Origin of the sequence: Aequorivita capsosiphonis DSM 23843 (genome assembly GCF_000429125.1) — a bacterium.
Lineage (GTDB): Bacteria > Bacteroidota > Bacteroidia > Flavobacteriales > Flavobacteriaceae > Aequorivita > Aequorivita capsosiphonis.
On record NZ_KE386849.1, the window covers coordinates 119903 to 140302 of the forward strand.

The following is a 20400-nucleotide window of genomic DNA, read 5'->3' on the forward strand; positions in this document are numbered from 1 at the left end:
CAGGACGTACCCCCCGCCCTAAAGGGAGCTGAATACGGCTAGTTATTAAAATGGGTTCGAAATTTTTATACTCTCCTTTAGGGGACGGGGGTAATGACGGATCCCTATAAAATGCAGGTAGGTTTGCATACTTATAACTTTGGGAGTGGTGAAAATCTTTAGTCATAGTGATTTAGGAAAAACATTTTTTTTTGCTGCAAATTACTGATTAAATAAATCAAGCCACTTATCAAATACTTTTTCGTTTTGAAAACGCTCTACATTTTGTTTTGCGGCAAACCCCATTTTTTTTCGTAATTCCTTATTTTGAATCATTGTGCTTAAAGCTATTACAAATTCCTCACGATTGTTATATTCAACTAGAAATCCGTCTTTTTGATCGGAAATAATGTGTCTGGGGCCTGTTGGACAATCATAAGAAACAATGGGTAAGCCTACGGACAAGGCTTCTAACAATACAGTGGGGAAGCATTCGGTTTCCGAAGTCATCGCAAGAACACTATATTCTTGCATCACTTCTGGCAGATTGTTTACACTATGCTTTAAAAACACCGTGTGCTGGAGACCTAATGATTTGATTTGTGCTTTCAATTGCTTCTTCGTGTTTAAGTAATCCTGTCCATAAATATGCAATTCCCAGTCGGGGAATTTTTTATGGATGGTTTTCCAAATAGCAATGAGCTCTTCAAATCTTTTCACCGGTGCCAAGCGTCCGGCTGCTATAACTGTATTATTTTCCATTGGAGCGGTTAAACTGGTTTTTTCCACTCCATTGGGTATTAGCACTGCATTTGAACCTTTTGTATAATCTTTCTCGTCTTGATTTAAAACAACTACATGATCGTATTTCTTATCTATCCACGCATCAAACTTTTGTTTTGTCTTTTTTATAAAAGACTTTTCTTTGTTTAGACCGTGAGGTTTATAAATACTATTATGCCGTTCTTTAATCAGTGTAGCTTCGTTTTTTATAAAAGGCAACCAATAATGATCGAAATTAAAATTTGGTGATAAAATTATATCCGGTTTAATTTTATGGAAAATTTTCTTTTGTAAACGATAATGCGTTATGGCTTTTTTTAAGTTACCAAAAGTTAAATAAGATTTTTTTCGATTGTAATTAATGCCTAAGTCTAGAAGTTTGATATTAGAATCTAATTCATACCGCGGGGCTTTCTTTTGTTGCTCCGTGGTCAAGATAAATACCTCGTAACCGGGTTGTTTTACAAAATAATTAGCTCTTTCCGTAATTGATTTTTCAATACCGCCGTGCAGATAAATATGTCCGGTATTAAAAAGCACTTTCATTTTACTATTTCCTTATATAGTGCTACCCATTGTTCAATTATGGGATTTACTGCAAATCGGTTTACGTTAGCCTGTGCTTTTTGTCCCATTTCCTTTCTTAAATCGGGGTTATCCATTAAGCGCTCTAGGTATTCTTGCAGTTGTTCCAGGTTTCCATTTTCAGCTAAAAAACCATCTTCTTCATGTTCTAGGATGTCCGCGGGGCCATAGGGACAAGCAAAACTAACACAGGGCAAGCCGCAAGTCATCGCTTCTATTAAGACCATTCCAAATCCTTCGTATCGCGAGGACATTACATAGATGGAGCTATTCTGGTATTTTTCTTCGATATTTTTTTGAGCCGGGAAAAACCTAACTTGTGCTGGCAGGTCATTGGTATTTAAAAATGATAAATTCTCTGCTCCATATAAATGTAATTCCCATTCTGGATAATCAGGCTGAAGTTTTTCCCATACTTGCAATAATAAATCCTGTCCTTTTTGATAAGAGATCTTGCCAATACTTATAATCACTTTTTTGTCTAGATCTGCTCTTTTCTCCTCGATAAACGAACGCGGATTCGGAATAACCTTAAGGTTTTTTACACTGGTCCATTCTATTTTTTGATCTTCTGTCAAGATTACAAAACAATCAAATTTTGGAGCAAGTCTTTCAGTTAATAGAAACTGAATTTTCGTAAATAGCTTTGATCTATTTCGACTTAAAGAATTGATCTGTGCTAATTTGGAATTATGACGTTCGTAAATTAATTTTGCCTTAGTTTTTAAAAAAATCGGAATAAAAAATGCTTTAAGCCCATTGTCGCAAACAGAAATAATATCGGGCTGAAGTTCATCTACTACCCTTTGAATCCCTTTTCTATATTGGATAATATATTTTACCGGGTTTTTAGGAGTTGCAACAGGGATGCTAACAAAATTAATCTTGGGGGAAAACTCAAAAAAGGGATTTTCATTTCCTTTATTCAATCCTAAAACCGTAATCTCAAAACCATGTTTTTCAACTAAGTGCAAAGTCTTTATAGTTAAAACACGTTCAAGACCACCAGGACCGTTTATGCCATTTGTAATGTAAAGCAGCTTCACTTAATTGTAGAACTTTGTAGGTTTAAAAAGACCGCAATATCAGAAAATTAATTTAATATTAACTTTATTTTTATCTAATTATGGTTAATGATTTCATCTAAGACATTATCTAGCCGGATAATGGATTTATTTTTAAGGTATAAATTTTTAAAATAAGCGTATTCTCTCTCTGGATTATGGGATTTAGGACTATTATTAAAATGTTTTTTGAATTCTTCTATATTCTGAGGCCTATAAATTCCATTGTGTGGGGTTTTAAAGAAAGTTATTCCCGAAATATAAAGCTCTTTGGGTTTACAGTTTAAGATAGTATTTATGGCAATAAAACCAGTTGTTGGACATTGTGGAGCTAAAGCTTCTAGGCTCTTCATATAAAGATCTTTAGGCAAATTCGAAAATTTAGTTTTACCCCCTGATTTTTTTCCGAAGAGGATAATATCATAAATCCCCTCTTCCGCAATCCGATAGTTTTTTGAATATACAATATGTTGAACCTTGTGCTTTTTCCATAAATCTACAGTGATTGGGCTAGAGCCAATTTCTTTGGAATTGTCTAAAAAAGAATGAAAAAGTATATCTGTTTTGGTACCCACATAGTCCTTTTGTTTATCAATGAGTTCTACCCCCTTATTAATACGGACAACTACATCAAAATCATCTATAAAATCACCGTGTTTTTGCTGTAAAACCGAATCGGCACCACCGATTAGCGCTATTCGTTTGTTACTAAACCATTCCGGATTAAATTTATAAAGTAGTTTGTTGATGTAGAAATCTGCTTGTTTTTTTCGGATTTGATGTTTTAAAGTTGTAATCATTCTTCAAATAAATATTTTTTTAATGTTAAACGGTAAATTCATTATTGCATATCCGCTTTTAGTTATAAGAATTAAAAATCGATAACGCAAAGCCGATTTTTTGTTTGCCCCGCCCTAAAGGGAGAAAAAATCTCAATTAATTTATCAATTTGAGAATAAGCCACCCTTTAGGGTTGGGGCAAGGCTTATTCGGAATTTAAATAACTCATCTCAATTTTATAGGATTAATTACGGATATGCAAATTCTTTATAAAGTAATGTTAAGTGCCGGTTTTACTGATGATTAAAGTTAAACTAAAAAGCGAAACCTTGATTTTTAAATTCTAGACTTACTTCCGAGAAAAGACAAGTTATCACTAAGTTTAAGTATTTGTTTTTCAATAAATTAACATTCATTCTTACGTGTTTAATCGCGAATTACCATATTTTTAAAATACGGGTATATTTTACAATTTTAGTACTAGGGTTGAGGTTTGAAGAGCTGTTCTTCCTAAATTTATGCTTTTTTTATTTAAATTTATAGAAACATAATGTTTATTTAAATTTTAAATATTTTTTAACTCTATAAATTAAGTTTGCATACTGCTGCCCCCTGCTGTAACTACAAAATGGAGCTCCGAAGAAATTGAGCAATAATAACGCCATAAATAGGAAAGTTGGCAGTTTAGCGTAAGGAATTAAAACTATCGATATAATTATCTGACTTTTCTTTTAAATCAGGGTTGTTAAACCCGAAAAAAGCAATATCGTTACCTTGGGCCGCCTCCAAGTCATTGATAGAATCCCCTATCAAACAGACGTCCTTATTTTTGTATTCATATTTTTTTATGATATCTGCCACCAATTTATTTTTTGGCGTCGGGGAACCTTTGATAGTTTTAAAATAAGAACGGATGTTTAATCCACTACATATTTTATTGAGTTCCTTTTCATCAGATCCAGAAACAATGTGGAACTTTTGGTTTTGGAAATTTTCTTTGATAAAATTTAAACTTTCCTCAATCAGGTATTTAGGGTTTATCAAATTTTCTAACATGATCTTCGAAAATCGGATGGCTAATTCTTGAACCTGCTTTTCGGAAACCGTTTCTCCTCTGATGTCTTCAAAAAAGTGGCGAAATTTAACAAAGCGCGATAGGCCGCCTTGTGCCCGATGGAATCTTAACAAACGCGCTACTTGCTCTGTAGGATAATCTTTTAAAACCTGTTCAAAACCACTATCCCTGATGGGCATGGAGTCCATAATAACGCCATCAAAATCCCATAAAATGACACGATATTCAGTGAAGTGCTTCATATATTTTTGCTGCTGTATTAAAATCTTCCTCCCAATCTATATCCATACTTTCCAAGGAATTGAGTTCTAATAAATATGGATTTTTCCCGATGCGATCTTGCTGAGATAGATAATTTTCGTGACTATTAATAAAAATACCGCTGTTAACGGCATAAAGTGGGTTTAAGTCCTGCGTTCTTGGCCATTTAATTTGAGATCGGTCAAAATTAATTGCTGAATTTACATTTTTATCCCATAAGAACTCCTGGATTTTGGTTACGCTCATTAAGCTGTCGTAACCTTGGTTTAGGTATTCTAAATATTTATCCAGTGCTTTTTGATATAATTCCGCAGTTATAAAAGGAGAGGTTACATGGGTCCAAATAATATGTTTGGCATCAGTAATTGTAGGGATGTAGTTTATTAAATCTTGTAGATCTGTATTGGACTGTGAAAGTATTTCAGGACGCTCTATGATTTGGATACGCGGACTTGCAAAAGATTGAGCCAAGCCGATTGTTTTTGGATCATTGGTCGAAATTAAAATAGGAATATTGGGTACTTGTAAAAGTTGCTCTATTTTTAAGGAGACAAGCCCCCCTTGATACCCTGCAAATTGACGTGTGTTTTTATGTTTTATTCGCTCACTGCCTTTTCGGGTAGGTAAAAAGAAGGTAAAGTTTGACATCTAATTGTTTTTAACTATGCGATAAGTCCTTGTTAATTTTTTTCTAATTTAAAAACCATTCTTGTTCGGTTTAGTATTTTGAAATTTCTGTTAAGTTTCCTTTTCTCTGATAATTACAGATAAACTAAATCTAGGTACCTCTCTGTTAGAGTTCTAGATACCTAATATAAAAGTCAGTTCTTCCTAATCTCAGAACAACGTTTCCTGTCTATTTTGATAGTCTATAAAATAAATTATTATGAGTGATCAAATCATAGTGAGTCTTGGTGAGGGAAGAAAAGTCTGAGATAAATTCACTTAATTTTCTGAATAAATATTGATTCTCCTCAATCAACTCTATCTCTTTTTGAGTGATGATTTCAGGTTTATACCCATCATAACCAATCAAATAAAGATGCTCCGGTTTGCAGTTTAAAGCTATTTGCAATGCCAAGGTAGTGTGGGCATCGAAGTATTTATCGGTGAACCAAATTTTCTCCAATTCTTGGGTTTTATCTTTTATAGCATCTGGCACATAAGTTTCCATTTTACGTGGAAAAGGTGGTACTATACAAACTCCATTGAAATGGGATAAATCTTTCAAAATAGTTTCCAATCGTCTGCCTTCGTTCCCTACCAGGCAAAAATATTGTTTGTTTTTTAGGTTTTTGAAATAGCCTGCATTTTTAGCACTTGCATGAATAATAATGATATCAGGATTGTTTTCAACAAACCGTAAAATTCCGTCAATATGCTGGGCTATTGAACCACCACCACCTATTACAGTAACTTTATCTGTTTTTGGAAAGGAACAGACTGGAAATTTTTCATTGTTATTTGTTAAATTCCTTTCATTTTTCAATCCTCGGATAACTGCATTTAAGGCGTAATAGCGCACCGTTGTCAATTCCATAACTTCTTTTTGGGGCAGAGAATAAGCACCCGAAATCATATAAGGCAGGCTGGTTCCCCAATTATATTTTTCTTTGAGAGGTTTAAAAGCCGTGACAGCTTTTTCTAATTCATTAAAATTAACTTCAAGATCATTTTTTTGATTGAGGACTGTCAGTAACAATTCGGTTTTCAAATTTCCTGCACCACGTCCCATGCCCATGATTGTGCTGTCAATAAATTCCACCCCCAAGTCAATCGCCATCAAACTATTGAGCAAAGCGGCCTCTAAATTATTATGTCCATGAAAACCCAATTTGCAATCTAATTTGGATTTTAATAGCTTAATTGGTCCCTTTAATTCATTAGGTAAAATACTACCATAGGAATCTACCATATAAAGGACGTCAATTAATCCATTTAATTTTTCCAGGGAATTCATAAAGTTTTTATCGAATTTCCATTTTGATAAGTACATCAAATTAAAGCTGATTTCAAAACCATAAACTTTGATTTTCTTGACCAAATCAATAGCTCGATCCAGGTTTTCAGGCTTAATAGCCAATCGTATCATATCTACTAAGCCCACTAAAGGTTCGATTAAATCTGGAATGTCCTGCTCTTGAATATCATTTTCATTGAGAATGATAGCCAGTTTTTTATGTGTTTTATTTCTGATATCTCTTAACTCGTAGAGTGGTAAATAAAAGTATTTTCCATAATAGGAGTCTTGCAATGGACTGCGATAGCCCAGTTCAATGTAATCAACCGGTAATTTATTAAGTGCAAATATGTATTGGTCAACGACAGACTTGTCAAAGTCCCATTGGGTGTAGTAACCACCATCGCGTAAAGTACAGTCTAATATTTTCATGTATTAAGTTCTAAAATACTTGTTGGGTTTACCATGAGCGAACAAAGTTAATAATATCTTGGACGCTTTGCCCCCAAGTTCAACCAATAAGTGCGTCTTAACTTAAAAATTATTGTGATTAAGCTCTAATAATTTAGATAAATACCGAATTTTTGTCGCAATGAAAAAACAGAAATAGTTTAAATTCGAGCAAAAGAACTATACAGAAACCTTATTAAAGGCTGGTAAAGATAATGATGAGAGAGCCAAGATGATTTTCTTAATTATTCAAAGCTCCTCTTCTTAAAATACCATGTCTATTTTTCAACCTCTCAATTTCCTTATTATAATTTTCTTTTGAAGCGAGAGATTTTAGCTCGTCCTCTTGGTAGTTTTTTAAAATTTTATCTCCTAGTTTATTATTAAAAAGAGGGACTATGTGCTTGCGGCTTCTGAAATACAAGGCTTTCTTGTATTTAAACTCTGGAACATGCTCAAATAAACGATTGAGCGTAAAGTTAAACTTTAAAGAGTTTGAAGATTTTGCAGTGTTTATTTGTTCTGCTTCCAACTTCAAATCCTTTTCGACTAAAGTTTTTTCTGTCAACTGTAAAAGAGCTAATGTAATTTCTTTCCATTTGGATTTATAATCTTCAAAGGTGAAAAAATGAAGATCTTCTGAGAATCCTTTGTTTAAAAGTGCTATGATTTCAGACCAACGATTTTCAGCAATATTTTTGTTGTTGAAATAGCTGTTTATGGTAGCACTCATTTCTCCGTGTCCCAACTCCTGTTTATAAGTAGAGCGTAAAAAGTCATCGTAATTCCTGATAGCATAAACTGGAAGTACGTTGTGTTCCTTTAAAATTTCACAGTAAATAGGAATGATTTTATCGGCATGTGGATAAATTACAGAATGTGCCAAGTGATTGTGGTAGCCCAAGCATCCTTCATAAGAAATGATGGCGCAATCATAACCAGCAATTTCTCGATTTAGGCAGTCTTGAATCCAAGTTTTGGTTTTTTCTAAAGGAAATTCCTTATAATAAATATTTTCGGCCAAGGCATCTGCTTTTTCTTGTAAGCCTTCAATTTCTTGAAATCTAAAATATGCAATTCCATTTTGATTTAAGAATTCCCTGTTTAACGCCAGGTTAAACTGTAAATGTGTGGAAGCTGTTTTATGCGCGCCGAAATGGAAAATTATTTTCATAAGGACTTCTGGCTTTTAAAATAATCGGTCATAAAATCATCTATTAGCTCCGAGTTTTTAGAAAGGCTGTTTTCGGTGTTAATTTCGAGTATATGCGCTCCATTTTGCTTAAGCATTTGCACATCCTTTTCCCGCTGCACTAAATGCTCTTGAAGTTGTAGATGCAATAGTTTTGAATCTCGATTTTGATGAACGGGTCGGATGGTGTCCGTTCGATTCCGTTTCTCTATATATTCTATGATTTTTTCTGGAGAAGCTTTGCAATAAATAATAATTCTATTTCGCAGAAATGCTTGTTTTTGCTCAGTTTCCTTTAGGCGAATAAAATCATTTGCAAAAAACTTAAAAACATGTTGATCTAAAATCACCTGCGTTTCTGACAGATAATTTCGGATAAAAAAATCAATTTTAAGGCTGTTGTAAAAAAGATTTAGCCGTCTATTCGTCTTTATAAAACTTTCCTGCGCTTCACTGAGTTCTTTTAATTTGGCAGAAAATAAAAGCCCATATATCTCTTCTTTTCCTTTTGATTCATCTAATTTGAGATCATATTTTTTTAAATCTTCTTCGGTCATTATTTCTCCTTTAAAAGGAAATTTATGATGTTTTAAATAAAAATCTCTGAGCGTAGTTTTTCCTACACCAGAAGGGCCCATAAATTCGACAATAACATTATTTTTAGCTATTACGGATAATGGAAGTGGTTTTAGCTGCTGTCCGCGCACTAGCCTTAAGCCAAATAATTTCTCTAATGCTTTATTTAGTATAGTTAACAAATCTATTTTTTTTAACTAAGATAATTGATATGCCATAAACTATTCGGTATATAAAAATTTTTTTATCGAGGCAGCTATGTTTTTTGTATTCTGCTCTGGTGTAAAACCTGGGACCAAATCGAAGTAATACGAAATAGGAAAAACAATGCCTTTGCCTGTTTTGCTTTTGAGTTGGGTTGCCTCTTTTTCAAGTTGGTCGTGATCTATTTGATTTGCTAATAGTTCATTATAGTCTGGATTATCTTCAAAATAAAACACACCAGGGAAGGTTTTATACCAAACTCCCCAGCCAAATATCAATACATTTTTACCTCCGGTAATCGCCTCCCACCCCATGGTTCCGGAAATGGTTGAAACAAACAAACAGTTTTTAATCAAGTCGTACGTATTGGTTTCATTGGGAACCAAAACCAGCTTTTTAATCCTTTGCAAACGCTTATAGAAAAGTTCACCGCGCATAACGTAGGTTTGCTTGGGGTTTTCTTTGACATAAATTTTAACATCATCAGGGATAAACTCTGATAATCTCTCAAGTGCCAAAAGCTGATCTACATACTCCCCGCCCCAAGCAGAAGTGGTTTGTTCGGGTTGAAGATGCAAACCAAAATAAATGAACTTCTCCTTAAGATCAATAGGTTGGTTGTATTTTTCTCGATTCCTTTTAAATTTATGTTTTAAATCATAGCGATAAATGGCTTGTCCTCTAAAAGCTTTATGCGTTAGTTGAGAGAGCATACGAATGCTAGGATTATTTTCATAAAACTTCTTGTATTTTTGTTTTAGGCTTAACTTTTCTTCATCCATATAAGAAAGTTCTTTCTCATATTTCTTTTCAATTTTAACTGGCTTGGAAGGAGCAATTACTTTGGAAGTTGAAAATTCACCAAAATCCTTAAAGTTCAAGTACATAAAGTATCGATTCGGAAAATGGGATTGTTCTAAAAATAAAGTTTTGATGTTTAGAACTTCGGCCACACAAACGGCAATTAAATCAAAACCCAGATGAGGCCCACGAGTCATTACCAATAAATTAATATTGTTTTTTGTGTAAAAATTATAATACACATTGATATAAATGGAAAACAGGTTTAGGTAATCGTGATAATTGTATTCCTCATAATCAAACTCACTTAATGCAGAAGTTCGGCTTTTCATATCGATAAACTGCGGTAGAAAAGCATAAAGCCGATCTAAAATATCTTTCGGAATATATTTTTTAATATACTGGGGCTGATAGAATTCTTCTTCCTCTATAAATCTTGTACTGACAAAAACTTGATCCCACAATTTTTCCTTTTGGAAATAGTCTATAATGGGTTTTTCCCATCCGTATTTTCTGGTGTAAAAATAAACATTGTCCATGATTTAAGCCTTTTTATTTTTATCCAATAATTTTGCGGCTCTGATTAGATCTAAACGCGTCAACACCATTTTGGCCTCTTCCACCTCTGCTGAGAGCGAATTGGTAGGATTTTTATGGAAGTTTCCCTTATTCGCCTCAAATATCCACGGATATTGATTGTAAACTTTTTCAATTAAGGAAATTCCTTGGTCTTTTCCGCCTTCCGAAAAACTAAGAATACTGGAAGCTACTAAAAAATCTGACGGATAATCTACGGTGACGCGTAAATCTTGAAGCTTAGGATTTACTTGAGGTTTATAATTACCCTTTTTATACTGTTCCTTCTCTAAAAAATACAAGGTAACATGCTCCCTGTCCATTTCTGATAATTCAACTTGCGTCAATTCCAAAAGCGGTTTTCTTTTTATGATTTCAACATGCACCCCCAAAGGTAAACCTGAGGTGTAAGTAATGTCAAAATCGTTTTCAATATGAAAATCAATAGCATTTTTAATAATTTCACTATCTACAAAAGGATTGTCCGCGGTATATCTGACGATATGCTCGTAATCTCCTTTTTCGGTAATTTCTTGGTAGCGACTCAATACATCCTTCTCTGAACCTCTGTAGTATTGCACCTTATGGAGTTGGCAAAAAGAAACTATCGCATCATCTTCAGGATGCTGAGTAGTGGCGACAATAATAACCTTTTCCAAAGCTACTTTTTGCAAACCGTCAACTACCCATCCTAACAGCGGTTTTCCACTTTTTAAAGGAAGTGGAAGCATCACCTTTCCCGGTAAACGAGTGGATTGCATGCGGGCTTGAATGATGATCGCAATTTTCTTTATTGCCATGGTTGCATTTTTGGAAAGTTAGGGTTTTATGTAATTTAATGGGGAGCGAATAATTCGCGATTTCTTATTGTTTTACAAAGTGTTCTTCCACAAAATTTCCCAAATCCATATTTTCTGATATGAGATACTCTATATATTCGCGAAAAACACCTTCTCCGCCTTTTTTGCTTAAAACTAAATCTACTTTATTTTTGATATAATCTGGCGCGTCTATTGGAACTGCACTATGAGCGGTATTTTTGAGCAAGTGTAGATCATTGAAGTCATTTCCAATAAAAGCGGCTTCTTCAGCTAAATCGATTCGATGCTTTTTACAAAAATCCTGTGCAGCTTTAAACTTATTTTTTACGCCGGATAACACGAATTTTATTTTTAATTTCTCCGTCCTTCTTTTAACGGAATCGGAGTCTTCTCCTGTAATTACCACCAACAAAATATTCAGTTTCCTAAGAAAAAGAACTCCAGCACTATCAGACGTATTGAACTTTTTGAAGGCTTCTCCCTCGTCATTATAAAACATGCCACCATCCGTCCAGACGCCGTCTATATCGGTAAAAACTACTCGAATATTATGGTTATTTAATTTTATCATGTTCAATCAATTCGTTTTTAAGAATAGCTGTTTTTGCTTTTTTACCGATAACCTGGTTTCGTTCGGACCAGCGAAAGCCTGTGCCCGGACTCAATAAATGGAGATCATCTTCCTTAATTATACTGTCTTTAGCGATAGGTTTATTGGCGGCAATAGACCGCTCTAATTTCCCTTTAGCGTCGTTAACCACCGGATTGATAAACATAGCTTCTGTGCCAATCGCTTTTTCTACATTTCGTATGTCACGCATCATCCTAAAAATCCCTTCCGGAGCCAAGGAACCTTGTTGATCCGTTCCTTTTAAGGTACGATCTAAAGTAATATGCTTTTCAATGACTTCTGCTCCCATAGCTGCGGCAACAACCGGAACCATAATCCCAATGGAATGATCGGAATATCCAATGGTATATTGTGGATAGCGCTTTTTAAGAAAAGGAATACTATTTAAATTTATATGTTCAAATTCGGCTGGATATTGTGAAAGACAATGGAGAATCGTGATGTCACCGTGGTAGCCATTTATGGTTTCCAAGGCTTGATCCAATTCGTCTACGCCGCCCATTCCAGTGGAGAGGACAATTGGGATTTTGGTTTCTGCCATTGCAGCTAACAACGGCAAATTGGTCAAATCTCGAGAAGCTACTTTTAGTTTGTCAGGGGTAAAAAGCGTTAATAAACTTAAACATCCTGAAGAACATAAGGTTTCTATAAAATCCAAACCTTTAGATTTGGCATATTTATATAACTCGAAATGTTCTTCATCGCTCAGTTCAAGAAAAGCCCGATGTTCTCCATAAGTTTTGCCAAAGGAGTTGGGCGAATTATAAGGAGACGCCATTTCTGAAGCGGTCAACTCTTCGGTTAAATCTCTTTTGGTAAATTTTACCGCATTTACTGGAATGGGGTTATATCCTAGGTTATGGCTCATAATAGTAGTTATAGAGGCATCAATTATGTTTTTTGCCAGTTCAACTGATCCATTGTGGTTTTGACCGATTTCCCCAATCACGTAAGTTTGTTTCATAAACTATCATTCTCTTTAAAGTTTCCCGAGACTTGCAAAATTTTCTTTTTCAGTAATATTTCCACCACGGGAATCAACTCTTTGATAGGAATTTTGCTGCGCTCTGAAATAGCGATCAAATCATATTCGCCATCCGATAAATTAAGGATCCACATCATCGCATCTACAAAAGCCCTTTCTCCTTTTTTGGATAACGTAGGATACAATCCTCGTTTCCCCAATTGGGGTTCTCCATAAGGCAGGGTATTAAGGTAATGCGAATTCCACTCTAAAACTTGAATCATCTCCAGATATTTGAGAACAGTTTCCTGCATCGCACCAAAGCTAATAAAATCTTTGTTATCTGCAGAGGTATGGTACTCCGGATAGGTGCTGTGCTTGGTTCGCATTAATGAGCCAACTGGAAGGTTGAACCCTGGGGAACAATATTGGCGTTCGTCACTTCCCAACGGAGCAAAATCGATGATTTCATAATCCGCCTCGGTCTGTTTTAATACTATTGCTGCAGTTCGGTCTGCCAAGCTATCACCTATTCTACTTTTTTTATAGGTGAAATTTCCTGGATCTCCCACACAATTGACAACATATCCAGCTTTTAGATTGTTTTTCCAATGCGTTCCATAGACCGAAAGATTGTATAAGGCGCCAATTGTTTCAGGGGCAAATAAAAACCGGTAGGTGTATTTTAGGTTTTTCTGCTTGCGAAGTTCGATATAAATTAAAGCCATTACCAACGGTCCAGACAACTCATTGTTGGCCATAGAAGGATGACAGATATAGGTTGAAAACAAAATCTCTTGTTTGGATTTTCCTTCAATTACTGCCTCACCTACAGTCATACTACCATTTTTATCTAAGGAAGAATCGATATAGACTTCATAAGTTTCACCCGTATCCAGCTTTAAAAACTGCTCGTGAGCCAGACAAAAACCCCATCGGCGTTTGTAATATGAAGTCATATATGGAATAAGCTCTGGTTGATCGGGAAGTGTATAGAGATGGGGCTCAAGTTCTTCAAAACTTATTTTTCCGTTAAAAGCTTCGGAATAACCCAAAATATGCAGGTTATTTTCTGCCATATCCACAATCACCTGGCCATTACTGTCTTTAATCCAGGCTGCTTTGATATTCCACTCTGGAGGAACCTCCCAATCAAAACAGGCGGTGCCAGAAGGAACCTCGGTTAATTTTAAATCGATTATTTCGGAAAGAATTTTAAGGCTTTCTCTATTCCCGTCTCCAGTTAAGCTTCTGGTTATAGGCCACAACCGGTCAAAATATGTTTCTAGTTTTTTTTTCAAAGCTTGGCTATATATAATTTATTCGGGGTTGAACTTCTCAAACTCGGGATGATTCGCAATGAAAAAATAAGGATTATTCTTTATAACTTCTTCCGATATGCTGATGAAATCCGCAAGTTGATAGCTTCTTACTAATCCATTGCCCACGCTTGCTGTTTTAAGCATATCGTTTTTTGTAAGCGCTGCTTCAATATAACCAAAGTTTAGTTCAGCATTAAGGTCTCGATTTCGAACATACATTTTATATGTTTTTTCTTGTGTGGAATCTTGATCCGTGTAAGAACCTGTAAATTCTTTCCAATAGCGATAAGGTACTTCTTGTTTTTGTTCAATCCAGTGGAAAACAGAATTATATTCAAAACCAGCTCCCAAAAGAAGTAGTTTTGCATCCAGTTTCACCAATCGATCGAAAGCACTACCTGGGTCAAAAGCAGCAGCGGTGTCATTTTCTGTGAGATAATCCGCTTGTTTTCCGATTACCGCCACGGACTGCATTGGGTTAAAACTTCTTTTGGCTTGTGGCAGGGTACGAATATATTCCGAAAAAGCACCCATATTTTTGGAAGGGGTTTCTTGTCTGTTGAAAGCAATTCCTTTGCAAAAATCAAAATTGAAGGTTGGCACAATTAGGGTTCCTTCCTCACCTATTCTGTCCAAAAGCGTTTGACATAAGAATTCCGTCAGTTTATTTATTTTAAGATCAGTTGGCCATCCAAACTTTAAAATGTTGGAATGAATAAATAAGACATCTCCTTTGGCTATTCCGATTTCAGAAAAAGCCTTCGTAAATAAATCGGTTTGGTAAGTCTTCATTCGTCTGACCTATTGAGGGTTTCTTGTTGAATTAAACCGATTAATCCCTTGACGGAGGTGAACTCAGTAGGATCGAGCTCGCTAAAATCAAATTCTATGGAAAACACATCTTCCAACTCAACCAAGAACTCTAAGAATGAAATGGAATCCATAACCCCTTGACTTAATAAGCTTTCTTCCAAGTTTACTTCCTCTTGTTTTACACTGAGTTCTTGTAATTTTGGTGCTAAGGCCTTTAATATTTTTTGTTGAATTGTATTCTCCGTCATAGCCTATTTAATAAGATCAATTAATTGTTTGGAATCTATTTTTCCATTCGGATTAAGTGGAAATTCCTTGATAAAAATGATTTCCTTAGGAACCATATAGGAAGTTAATTTTTTCCGTAAGTGTTGCAAAATATCATTTTTTGAAGGATTTGTGGTTTCTTCTACAAAACAATATAGATGATCTGCCAATCCATTCGTAACGGGATAGGGTATTGTATAAACCAAATCCGCTCCGGTGAAGGTTTTTACGGCGAGATTTATTTCTTCCAATTCGATTCGAAATCCGCGAACTTTAACTTGAAAATCTTTGCGAGCAATATAAAAGAGATTTCCTTCTTTCAGCCTTAAAATATCACCTGTCTTGTACCAAATTCGGTCGTCTCCGGGAAATTTAAAATAATTTTCCTCAGTTCTTTCAGGGTTTTGCCAATATCCCTTGGTGATTTGTGACCCTGTCAAACAGATTTCCCCTTCTGTTTCAAGAATTTGATTGTCTTCATCGATTAGTCGATATTCTTGAGTAGTGAAAATTTGACCCAAAGAGACAATTCCATTATGGGTTTGAATTTTGTTTTCTTCTTTTGAAAGGCGATAATGGCTTAAACCAATGGTTATTTCTGTAGCACCATACTGATTTTCAATAACAGAGTTTGGAGCTGCTTCCTGCCATTCCAATGCCAAAGATTTAGGCAGACTTTCTCCACCGAACAAACTATACCTGATACTCGGAAAAGCATTGGTTTTAAGCATTTTAAAGCGTTTCATAAACAAGAGCAAAGAAGGTATGGAAAACCAAGTGGTCAGTTTGTTTTCCTTGATAAATTTTGCCGGTGCCATTAAGACTTTTTCTGGGATTGGATATAAGCTTGCGCCTACATACCAGCATAAATACATATCGTGAACGCTGGCATCAAAGGTTAAATCTGATACTTGAGAAAATCGATCTTCCGGACCTAAGTCGTAGCGCTTGGATAAGTAGTTGATATAACTCCACACATTTTTATGGCTCACCGGTACTCCCTTTGGAATTCCCGTACTACCTGAAGTGAAAATGATGTAGGCAATGTTTTCTTCAGGCGCCATTATGGGTTTTTCCAAACCATTTGTAAGATCAGATTTCGCGTGGATTTTAAATTTATTCTCAAGTTCCTTCGGAATAGCTGTAAGGTCCAGTTCTGGACAAACTAACACCAAATCTTTAGGAAATCCCTCTGGTTGATTTTGAATTTGCTGCAAGCCTTGTGCATCGACAATCAAAGTTTTAATTTGTGCCAGCTCCAAAATCAGTTGATTGCGAAAAGCGGAGAACTGAGTATTTAAAGGAACATAGGTCTTGCCGCAAGCCAAAGTTCCTAAAATTCCAACATAGGCCGAAAAGGAACGACCCGCAAATATACCTATTTGATTTCCATCGCACTTTTGAAGAAGATGTGCCATTTGTAAAGCACGGTGATGCAAGCTGGAGTAAGAATATTCAACCTTATCAACAACTAAAGCTGTTTTATCTGGGGCTTTATTTTTAGCCTGCTCAAAAACACCAAAAAGGTTTACCATAAATGAAATTTTTTGAAATTCAGTAGTTGTTTCTTATGGGTTAAAAAAGCTTTCTTAGACTGAATGAGCTACTTGAAGCAAAAGATTTTAAAGTATTTTTCGTTCCAAAGTTTAGCATCTAATTTATTCAATAAAAAAACCAAAAATTTGCTTATAGACAAAGATATCAAATAGAACTATGGTTCAAAGAAAGTAAGTAGAAAAATGAGACGGCTGAAATATTTATCACTAATAGTGAGTAGAAATTTTTTATTACTTGTGAAGCTCCATTTTATATCTAAATTTGCATTTCATTAAAAATAAATAAATTAATATGGATGTTTATGGAAAAATGTTAATGGAAGGTGATCTCGACGCTCATTTTCAAGTGGAGCGCGAAGATGGTCATGTTAGCACCTATTCATTTAAAGAATGGTTGGGGAAACATCCTAAATTTAATACTTGGGAAAAAGCAATTTTTGATTATTTGAACAAAGGAAGCATATTGGACATCGGCTGTGGCACTGGAAAACATGTGGCTTATTCAGAAAGCCTTGGATTTACAGCCAAAGGAATAGATACATCCGAAGACGCCATTAAAATAGGTCAAGAATATGGAAGAGATCTGGAATGTTTGGACTTTTGGAAGTTAGACGAGGAAGCTAAATATGAGAATGTTATCATTATGGACAGCACGGTAGGTTTTATAGCTTCTCCTGAAAAACTAAACGAGTTTTTTCAAAAGATGAAAACCATTCTCTCAATTTCCGGTAAGTTGGCATTAACGAGCATAAATTGGCCAGAAGCAACCAATTCGGATTATAAAGAATATATTCTAAAGAATAAAAAGAGAGATCAGTATCCAGGCTATGTCAAGCTAAGATTTAAAATGGAAAACTTTACCGGAGAATGGTTTGAAGGTTATTATTATGATATGGACTCCCTCATAACAGTTGCCATGAATAACGGTTTTTATCCAAGATGGATTGGAGGTAGCGACGCGGTGAAATACACGGTAGTGTTCGAAAATAAAGGGGAAGAAACTTTGACTTTTTAAGACTGGATAAGAGAGGTTTTATCTTAATAAAATATGTTTATTCACTGAGTTTTCTTTGAGAATTGATTCCTAATGCGTCTCCATCTTAACCACAATGGCATCTACGCAATTAATTCCATCAATAGCTGCGGAAATAATTCCGCCAGCATAACCAGCGCCTTCCCCGCAAGGGTACAGTCCTTTTATCTCAACATGCTCAAGAGTTTCTAGGTTTCTGGGAATGGAGATTGGGGAAGAAGTTCTACTCTCTGGAGCGTGCAGCACGGCCTGATTGGTGTAGTAGCCTTTCATCTTCTTTCCGAAAGCCACGAAGGCTTTCCTTAATCTTGTTGAAATTATTGGCGGTAGGACTTCGTTTAAATCAGCAGCAACGATTCCTGGCTGATAGGAAGTCTTTGGAAAGTCTTCAGAAATTTCGCCTTCTACGAAGTCCATCATTCGTTGTGCAGGAACTTTTTGGGTCTTCCCTCCTGCTTCCCAACATCGTTTTTCAACTTCCCTTTGAAAATCCAGACACACAAAAGGATCGCCTTCCGTATAATTCGGTAAATCTTCAGGGGCCACACTCACTACAATACCACTATTTGCATAGGGATTGTTGCGTTTACTAGGGCTCCAACCATTGGTTACCACTTCTTCCTGTTCCGTGGCACAGGGAGCAATAATACCACCCGGACACATACAAAAGGAATAAACCCCCATTCCATCCACTTGCTCGACCAAGGAATAACTTGCCGGGGGCAAATATGGATTCTCATCATCACCGTGATATTGAATACAATCTATAAGTTCCTGTTGATGCTCTACCCGAACCCCAATGGCAAAACCCTTGGCTTCAATCTTTATCTTTTTTTCGTGTAGTAAATAAAATATATCACGTGCGGAATGTCCCGTCGCGAGAATTACATTATCAAATTGAAACCAGCTCTCATCATTAATTTGAATAGATTCGATAGTGTCCTTTTGAATTTTAATATCGGTTAACTTTGAATTAAAGTGCACCTCTCCCCCATTTTCAATAATCGCTTCCCGCATGGCGGTGATTATCTTGGGAAGTTTATTGGTGCCTATATGTGGATGTGCATCCACCAGAATATTTTCATCGGCTCCAAAATGTACAAACCATTCTATTGCTTTTAAAACATTGCCGCGTTTTTTGCTGCGCGTATAAAGTTTCCCATCGGAATAAGTGCCTGCACCTCCTTCTCCAAAACAATAATTACTTTCGGGATTTACAAATTGATCTTTATTTATTGCTGCTAAATCTCTTCGGCGTTCGCGAACATCCTTTCCACGTTCAAACACAACGGGTTTCAATCCAGCTTCAATGGCTCGAAGCGCCGCATAAAGTCCGGCTGGGCCAGCGCCAATAATGGCTATTTCTCTCGAATTGGTAACATCTTGAGGTGTAAAAGATGGGATTACTTCGCGTTTTTCATCTTTCCCCCACAGTTCAATCTGTAGGTTTATTTTTATTGGCTCCCGTCGAGCATCAATGGATCGTTTGCGAATTCGCCAATCCGAGATATTGATTTTCCGAAGTTTCTCTTTCTTTAAAGCGAGTTCAAGAATATAATCTAAGTCTTCTTGCTGTTGCGGTAATATGGCTATTTGAACTAGTTTGCTCAACTTCGATACATTTTTCGTAAAGATAATACTTCATTTATATTACAAAGGTTTAATACGAAAAATACTCAGTTGCCTGTGAGGGAGTGGTCAGTGGTCAAATTTAAAACTCCAAAAAACAAATTCCAAGTAAAAAGTGGCTCCTCCTACGCTAAAAACGCTTCGGAGGACAAGAGTGGAGGGAGTTGGGGAAAACCATCTATACTAATGTAAAAAAACTCACTAGTTTTCATCAACTTCATCTTCAACTTTGACTTCAACTTCGATTTCGGTTTCGGTTTCGGTTTCGGTTTTTATAGCTTTACTTAATTAAAAACCAATTATTCAACAAATTCTCTCGATTATACAACATCTCCTCTTGCGTGTTAAAATCATAAACCGTTTTTCCTGCATACTTGCAAATTGCTTGTCCGGCAGCGGTATCCCATTCCATGGTTGGGGCAAAACGCGGGTATTGATCTGCTATGCCTTCAGCCACCATACATAGTTTTAGCGAGCTTCCTTTCGAGATTGTTATAACCTTTCCATGTTCTTTTTCTAATTCCGCAATATAATCTTCTGTTTCTTTAGATAAATGAGATTTACTCGCTACCACTGTGAAATTTTCTTTCTCTATGGCCAATGGAAGTTTATCAGCTGTTTTTAATATTGTTTCTAAAGAAGAGAATGCTGTAATATCCGCTAATTTAAAAGCCCCCAACTCTTTACTCGCAAAATAAAGTTGTTTTAGTACGGGTACATAGATAATCCCCAGGATTGGAATTTGATTTTCAACCAGTGCAATATTTACCGTAAACTCACCATTTTTTTTAATAAACTCCTTGGTACCATCAATGGGATCAACGATCCACAGCTTATCCCATGTTTTTCTGATATCATAGGAAAGGTGTTTTCCTTCTTCAGAAAGAATAGGTATATCCGTTTCCTTTAAATGGCTGATTATAATTTCATGCGAAGCTAAATCTGCTTTGGTCAAGGGAGAGTTATCACTTTTAAAATCTACATCAAAACTTTCGTTTTCGTAAATTTCCATAATGCGCTTACCTGCTTCCAAGGAGGCTTGAATGGCTATTCTAAGTAATTGGTTCATACTTTTTAT

General features: G+C 35.7%; 19 protein-coding genes. 1 reads left to right on the plus strand and 18 read right to left on the minus strand.

Annotated features, from left to right (window positions below; genetic code table 11):
- Nucleotides 1–201 precede the first annotated feature (201 nt).
- The 16 genes from G440_RS0116145 to G440_RS0116220 form a co-directional block, all read right to left on the minus strand.
- A complete protein-coding gene (locus G440_RS0116145; protein WP_026452239.1) occupies nucleotides 202–1308 on the minus strand; it encodes a glycosyltransferase family 4 protein in 1107 nt (368 codons plus the stop codon).
- Nucleotides 1305–2393 (minus strand): glycosyltransferase family 4 protein, encoded by a 1089-nt coding sequence (locus tag G440_RS0116150; RefSeq protein ID WP_026452240.1) that lies wholly within the window; start codon nucleotides 2391–2393, stop codon nucleotides 1305–1307. Before G440_RS0116150 ends, G440_RS0116145 begins: the two co-directional genes overlap by 4 nt.
- A 74-nt stretch (nucleotides 2394–2467) precedes the next feature.
- Nucleotides 2468–3211 carry a glycosyltransferase family 29 protein gene (locus G440_RS0116155; protein WP_026452241.1) on the minus strand — a complete coding sequence of 248 codons (744 nt, stop codon included), beginning with the start codon at nucleotides 3209–3211 and terminating at the stop codon, nucleotides 2468–2470.
- Nucleotides 3212–3875: 664 nt separating this feature from the next.
- Nucleotides 3876–4508 carry an HAD family hydrolase gene (locus G440_RS0116160; protein ID WP_026452242.1) on the minus strand — a complete coding sequence of 211 codons (633 nt, stop codon included), beginning with the start codon at nucleotides 4506–4508 and terminating at the stop codon, nucleotides 3876–3878.
- Nucleotides 4492–5175, minus strand: coding sequence for an acylneuraminate cytidylyltransferase family protein (locus G440_RS0116165; RefSeq protein WP_026452243.1), 684 nt, complete (start codon nucleotides 5173–5175; stop codon nucleotides 4492–4494). Before G440_RS0116165 ends, G440_RS0116160 begins: the two co-directional genes overlap by 17 nt.
- A 208-nt stretch (nucleotides 5176–5383) precedes the next feature.
- On the minus strand, nucleotides 5384–6919 hold the full coding sequence (locus G440_RS0116170; protein ID WP_026452244.1) for an aldolase catalytic domain-containing protein: 1536 nt from the start codon (nucleotides 6917–6919) through the stop codon (nucleotides 5384–5386).
- 259 nt (nucleotides 6920–7178) lie between these two features.
- On the minus strand, nucleotides 7179–8111 hold the full coding sequence (locus G440_RS0116175; RefSeq protein WP_026452245.1) for a hypothetical protein: 933 nt from the start codon (nucleotides 8109–8111) through the stop codon (nucleotides 7179–7181).
- Nucleotides 8108–8887 (minus strand): AAA family ATPase, encoded by a 780-nt coding sequence (locus tag G440_RS0116180; RefSeq protein WP_026452246.1) that lies wholly within the window; start codon nucleotides 8885–8887, stop codon nucleotides 8108–8110. The genes G440_RS0116175 and G440_RS0116180 overlap by 4 nt, the downstream gene beginning before the upstream one ends.
- Before the next feature lie 39 nt (nucleotides 8888–8926).
- A complete protein-coding gene (locus tag G440_RS0116185) occupies nucleotides 8927–10249 on the minus strand; it encodes a capsular polysaccharide export protein, LipB/KpsS family (protein ID WP_026452247.1) in 1323 nt (440 codons plus the stop codon).
- 3 nt (nucleotides 10250–10252) lie between these two features.
- A complete protein-coding gene (locus G440_RS20245; RefSeq protein WP_051285440.1) occupies nucleotides 10253–11086 on the minus strand; it encodes a cytidylyltransferase domain-containing protein in 834 nt (277 codons plus the stop codon).
- A 64-nt stretch (nucleotides 11087–11150) separates the two neighbouring features.
- Nucleotides 11151–11678 carry a KdsC family phosphatase gene (locus tag G440_RS0116195; protein ID WP_026452248.1) on the minus strand — a complete coding sequence of 176 codons (528 nt, stop codon included), beginning with the start codon at nucleotides 11676–11678 and terminating at the stop codon, nucleotides 11151–11153.
- Complete coding sequence (locus G440_RS0116200) at nucleotides 11662–12702, minus strand: N-acetylneuraminate synthase family protein (protein ID WP_026452249.1); 1041 nt, start codon at nucleotides 12700–12702, stop codon at nucleotides 11662–11664. The genes G440_RS0116195 and G440_RS0116200 overlap by 17 nt, the downstream gene beginning before the upstream one ends.
- Nucleotides 12699–14003, minus strand: a complete 1305-nt coding sequence (locus tag G440_RS20250; RefSeq protein WP_211228202.1) for a DUF4910 domain-containing protein — start codon at nucleotides 14001–14003, stop codon at nucleotides 12699–12701. Before G440_RS20250 ends, G440_RS0116200 begins: the two co-directional genes overlap by 4 nt.
- Nucleotides 14004–14021: 18 nt before the next feature.
- Nucleotides 14022–14816 (minus strand): AAC(3) family N-acetyltransferase, encoded by a 795-nt coding sequence (locus G440_RS0116210; protein WP_026452250.1) that lies wholly within the window; start codon nucleotides 14814–14816, stop codon nucleotides 14022–14024.
- Complete coding sequence (locus G440_RS0116215) at nucleotides 14813–15085, minus strand: acyl carrier protein (RefSeq protein ID WP_026452251.1); 273 nt, start codon at nucleotides 15083–15085, stop codon at nucleotides 14813–14815. The genes G440_RS0116210 and G440_RS0116215 overlap by 4 nt, the downstream gene beginning before the upstream one ends.
- A 3-nt stretch (nucleotides 15086–15088) precedes the next feature.
- Nucleotides 15089–16639: an AMP-binding protein gene (locus G440_RS0116220; protein WP_026452252.1), complete on the minus strand. Its 1551-nt coding sequence runs from the start codon at nucleotides 16637–16639 to the stop codon at nucleotides 15089–15091.
- A gap of 313 nt (nucleotides 16640–16952) precedes the next feature.
- Here G440_RS0116220 and G440_RS0116225 point away from each other — a divergent pair, with 313 nt between their 5' ends.
- A complete protein-coding gene (locus G440_RS0116225; RefSeq protein WP_026452253.1) occupies nucleotides 16953–17675 on the plus strand; it encodes a class I SAM-dependent methyltransferase in 723 nt (240 codons plus the stop codon).
- A 69-nt stretch (nucleotides 17676–17744) separates the two neighbouring features.
- Here G440_RS0116225 and G440_RS0116230 read toward each other — a convergent pair whose 3' ends face one another.
- Together G440_RS0116230 and cysQ are read right to left on the minus strand one after the other, a co-directional pair.
- On the minus strand, nucleotides 17745–19304 hold the full coding sequence (locus G440_RS0116230) for an NAD(P)/FAD-dependent oxidoreductase (protein WP_026452254.1): 1560 nt from the start codon (nucleotides 19302–19304) through the stop codon (nucleotides 17745–17747).
- Nucleotides 19305–19602: 298 nt separating this feature from the next.
- On the minus strand, nucleotides 19603–20391 hold the full coding sequence (cysQ, locus tag G440_RS0116235) for a 3'(2'),5'-bisphosphate nucleotidase CysQ (protein ID WP_026452255.1): 789 nt from the start codon (nucleotides 20389–20391) through the stop codon (nucleotides 19603–19605).
- Nucleotides 20392–20400 lie beyond the last annotated feature (9 nt).

Bases quoted from the DNA above. Each gene is read 5' to 3' on its own strand.
- G440_RS0116145 (WP_026452239.1), bottom strand. From the start codon at position 1,308: ATGAAAGTGCTTTTTAATACCGGACATATTTATCTGCACGGCGGTATT.
- G440_RS0116155 (WP_026452241.1), bottom strand. From the start codon at position 3,211: ATGATTACAACTTTAAAACATCAAATCCGAAAAAAACAAGCAGATTTC.
- G440_RS0116160 (WP_026452242.1), bottom strand. From the start codon at position 4,508: ATGAAGCACTTCACTGAATATCGTGTCATTTTATGGGATTTTGATGGC.
- G440_RS0116165 (WP_026452243.1), bottom strand. From the start codon at position 5,175: ATGTCAAACTTTACCTTCTTTTTACCTACCCGAAAAGGCAGTGAGCGA.
- G440_RS0116170 (WP_026452244.1), bottom strand. From the start codon at position 6,919: ATGAAAATATTAGACTGTACTTTACGCGATGGTGGTTACTACACCCAA.
- G440_RS0116175 (WP_026452245.1), bottom strand. From the start codon at position 8,111: ATGAAAATAATTTTCCATTTCGGCGCGCATAAAACAGCTTCCACACAT.
- G440_RS0116185 (WP_026452247.1), bottom strand. From the start codon at position 10,249: ATGGACAATGTTTATTTTTACACCAGAAAATACGGATGGGAAAAACCC.
- G440_RS20245 (WP_051285440.1), bottom strand. From the start codon at position 11,086: ATGGCAATAAAGAAAATTGCGATCATCATTCAAGCCCGCATGCAATCC.
- G440_RS0116195 (WP_026452248.1), bottom strand. From the start codon at position 11,678: ATGATAAAATTAAATAACCATAATATTCGAGTAGTTTTTACCGATATA.
- G440_RS0116200 (WP_026452249.1), bottom strand. From the start codon at position 12,702: ATGAAACAAACTTACGTGATTGGGGAAATCGGTCAAAACCACAATGGA.
- G440_RS0116210 (WP_026452250.1), bottom strand. From the start codon at position 14,816: ATGAAGACTTACCAAACCGATTTATTTACGAAGGCTTTTTCTGAAATC.
- G440_RS0116215 (WP_026452251.1), bottom strand. From the start codon at position 15,085: ATGACGGAGAATACAATTCAACAAAAAATATTAAAGGCCTTAGCACCA.
- G440_RS0116220 (WP_026452252.1), bottom strand. From the start codon at position 16,639: ATGGTAAACCTTTTTGGTGTTTTTGAGCAGGCTAAAAATAAAGCCCCA.
- G440_RS0116225 (WP_026452253.1), top strand. From the start codon at position 16,953: ATGGATGTTTATGGAAAAATGTTAATGGAAGGTGATCTCGACGCTCAT.
- cysQ (WP_026452255.1), bottom strand. From the start codon at position 20,391: ATGAACCAATTACTTAGAATAGCCATTCAAGCCTCCTTGGAAGCAGGT.